This window comes from Palleronia sp., from assembly GCF_042089775.1.
Lineage (GTDB): Bacteria > Pseudomonadota > Alphaproteobacteria > Rhodobacterales > Rhodobacteraceae > Palleronia.
This window is the reverse complement of sequence record NZ_JBELKF010000189.1, coordinates 1-3517: the sequence shown is the minus strand read 5'-3', so window position 1 is coordinate 3517 and position 3517 is coordinate 1. Positions and strand designations below refer to the sequence as shown.

3 protein-coding genes and 1 pseudogene are annotated in these 3517 nt (G+C 65.2%); all 4 read right to left on the bottom strand.

Annotated elements, in window-relative coordinates:
- Nucleotides 1-85: 85 nt before the first annotated feature.
- Entirely contained in the window at nucleotides 86-310 is a 225-nt protein-coding gene (locus tag ACFDS3_RS19705) for a DUF5337 domain-containing protein (protein WP_375264038.1), read from the bottom strand.
- Between the two features lie 57 nt (nucleotides 311-367).
- Complete coding sequence (locus ACFDS3_RS19700) at nucleotides 368-1159, bottom strand: hypothetical protein (RefSeq protein WP_375264037.1); 792 nt, start codon at nucleotides 1157-1159, stop codon at nucleotides 368-370.
- A 62-nt stretch (nucleotides 1160-1221) separates the two neighbouring features.
- Nucleotides 1222-2550: an NADH-quinone oxidoreductase subunit E gene (locus tag ACFDS3_RS19695; protein ID WP_375264036.1), complete on the bottom strand. Its 1329-nt coding sequence runs from the start codon at nucleotides 2548-2550 to the stop codon at nucleotides 1222-1224.
- 212 nt (nucleotides 2551-2762) lie between these two features.
- Nucleotides 2763-3517, bottom strand: a pseudogene (locus tag ACFDS3_RS19690) (NADH-quinone oxidoreductase subunit D); the annotation flags it as partial.

Sequence of the window (3517 nt, the reverse complement as noted above, 5' to 3'; positions counted from 1 at the left end):
ATGCCGTAAAGGTTCGTGAAGATCCGGTCCTTGTCATCGAGCATCGCTTCGCCTCGTCTAATCGGTCGCCTTGGAGGGCTCGGCCCTATTTGCGCTCGTTGCGCCGCTTTTGCCAGATGCGAATGGTCGCGACCAGTGCCCAGGCAAAGGCTGTCAGCGCCAAAGCGTCGAAAATGAACACCAATCCCGGCGGCAATCCCAGAGAGGCCCCAAGCAGCTGGGCCCCCATCCACAGGATCATCGTGAAGGCGAGGACCACTCCGATAGTCCGCGCGCGACGGGCGATATCCATGTCGTTCCGGTCTGGCATGGCGGGACCTCTACGCCCATTTCGCCCGAGCGGCCAGCCCCTTGGCGCGCTTGTCCGTCAGCTGTCCTCGTCTGTCAGCTCGCGCGCCTGCGCAACCCAATCATCGCGGCTCGCACGCCCCTTGAAGCCCTGGAGGTTCACGTCCACCCAGGCCAGCTCTTCCGGCGTCCAGCCGGCGATCTGATCGAGATGATAGATGCCCATGGCATTCAGCTCCTCCTCGAGCTTCGGACCCACACCGCGAAGTTGCTTCAAATCGTCCGCCTGCCCGTCTCGCGGCGCATCAAGGCGCCCGGGCGGATGACCGATCACGTCCCTCTCCGCGTCATCGGTGGCGGAGGGGCCAGCGGCATCGGGCTCTTCCGCGCTCACGATCTCGTCGGTTGCCGCCCGCATTGCCGTCCCGTCCTCGTCGCCGGCCACATCAAGTTCGGCGTCATCATCACCCGCAGCGGGAGCGTCTCTTTCCTCGACAGAAGGGGCTTCGGTCGCGACGTCAGACGGCTCGTCGCCAGGCACCGGCCCTTCTGCCCGATTCCACTGGATGGGATCTGGCGCGGCCTCTGTCACGACCGAACCCGCCTCTCCCGTGCTTTCCCGAGTCGGACTCGGCACGCCGCCAAGGGGGGTGTCGACAGAGCGTTCCGGTTGCGCCGGCTCTGCCTCCGGTCCCTTTCGCGGCCCGGAATAAAGGTAGATCGCAACACCGATAGCCACGGCAAACGCCACGAACACCAGAGGCGAAAGGGACAGTCCGGCCCCAGAGAGCAGCGCAACGGTGGCTACGAAGACGAATCCTCCCGCGATGGCCGCCACCGTCAACAGCGCGCTCGATCCTTGTCTATTCATGACGTCCTTACCTCGTACCGTAGCCGCGTCGCGACCTTGTCACGAGGGAAGCTAGTGCGCCTTCAGGTGTCTGTCTGCCCTTGGCCGGCCAAGACTTTCGCCTGACCAGCCCAGTTGTCCCGGATCGCGCGACCGCGCGCGCCGTCCACGTTGCGGTCGACCCACGCCACTTGTTGCGGCGTCCAGCCGGCGATCTGGTCGAAATGATAAAAGCCCATCTCGTTCAGCGTCTTTGCCACTTTGGGGCCAATGCCACGGATCTTCTGCAAATCGTCGCCGCCAGTCCCGCGCGGGGTATCGAGGCGTTGCGGCTCGACCTCGTCGCCCGGCGCGACATTCGCCGCTCCAGAAGTGGTCTGATCGATGTCGAGGTTGTGCGACAGCGGACCCTGGCCCTCATGAGTCGGACTCTCGCGGGATTCTGCATTCTCGTGACGCTCCGTACTCTCGCCTGCGGCGTGGTATGCGTCGCCTTCGGGCGTATCGTCGCCCGCCTTGGCAACGCCGGCGATTCCACCTTCGTCAGGACGCCCGGCTTCGTCGACGTCGGCTTCCTGCTTGGTCGCGGCTTCCTTCGTGACCTCTTCGTCTGCACCCGGCTGCGCACCGGGCGTCGGTTCGTGGCTGATGCGGCTCGGCCCGAGCAGGTCCTGGTTGACCGCCGGGGGAACTGCCGCCGCCGAGTCCATGACGGGATTCCACGGCGCGCGCAGCGGCACCTCAGTCCCGTCGATCCGCTTGACCGTATCGCCGATCTGGGTCGCAAGCGTGACCGAGGCGTTGGCCTCGTTCACCTTGTCATTGTGCAGCGACGTGACCCCGCCGGCCGGCTCGGACGAGAAGCGGCCGATCTGCGAGCCCGGCACCGGAACCTCGCCCGCGGCCATCCGGTCCAGCAGGTTCGAGAAACTCTCGGCCGACAGATCCTCGTAGTAATCCTTGCCAATCTGGGCCATGGGCGCGTTTGCGCAGGCGCCCAGGCACTCGACCTCTTCCCACGAGAACTTGCCGTCCTCGGACAGTTGGTGCGCCTTGGGCGCAATTTTCTCACGGCAGACGCCGATCAGGTCCTCTGCGCCACAGATCATGCATGACGTCGTGCCGCAGACCTGGATATGCGCGACCGACCCCACCGGCTGCAGCTGAAACATGAAGTAGAAGGTCGCCACTTCGAGCGCGCGGATATAGGCCATGCCCAGCATCCCGGCGACATGCTCGATCGCGGGGCGGGTCAACCAGCCTTCCTGCTCTTGCGCCCGCCACAGCAGCGCGATGATCGCCGACGGCTCCCGCCCCTCGGGATATTTCGAGATCTGCGCCTCGGCCCATTTCTGGTTTTCGGGGGTGAAGGCGAAGCTTTCGGGCTGCTCGTGATACAGGCGGCGGAGCATGGCGGGCCTCTCGTGATCCGTGTCGGGGGCTGATCTAGCGAAGGTTTTCAGGAAGGGGAAGCCAAAGGACCGGATTCGCGGCGTCGGACCTCACGGCCGGAAGAACCGTATGGTCAGGGACTTGGCCGCCCGGTCAGGGCGAAGCAGGCAACGCCCCCCGCCCGCCAGGCGTCCTCCCCACCTCACGAGCAAACCGAGCCGCGGCTGCGACGTCAGCGATCGACCTCCCCGAACACGATGTCGAGCGACCCGAGGATCGCCGACACGTCCGACAGCAGGTGCCCCTTGTTGAGGTAGTCCATCGCCTGGAGGTGCAGATATCCTGGCGCGCGTAGCTTTGCGCGGTAGGGCTTGTTCGTCCCGTCCGCGACCAGATACACGCCGAATTCGCCCTTCGGCGCCTCGACGCAGGCATAGACCTCGCCCGCAGGGACGTGGAATCCTTCGGTGTAGAGCTTGAAGTGATGGATCAGCGCTTCCATCGAGGTCTTCATCTCGCCGCGCCTGGGCGGCGTGATCTTGCCGCGGGACAGCACATCGCCCTTCCCGTCGGGCGCGCGCAGCTTCTCGACCGCCTGCAGCATGATCTTCACCGACTCGCGCATCTCTTGCATGCGGATCAGGTAGCGGTCGTAGCAGTCGCCCGCTTTGCCCACCGGGATCTGGAACTCGAACTCGTCGTATAGCTCGTAGGGCTGGGACCGCCGCAGGTCCCACGCAAGGCCCGAGCCGCGCGCCATCACGCCCGAGAAGCCATGATCCTGCACGTCCTCGACCGAGACGAGGCCGATATCCACGTTCCGCTGCTTAAAGATGCGGTTGTCCGTGATCAGCCCGTCGATGTCGTCGAGCACAACCGGAAAGCTGTGGCACCACGCTTCGATATCGTCGACCAGGTCGTCCGGCAGGTCCTGATGAACCCCGCCCGGGCGGAAATAGGCCGCGTGAAGGCGCGCGCCCGATGCCC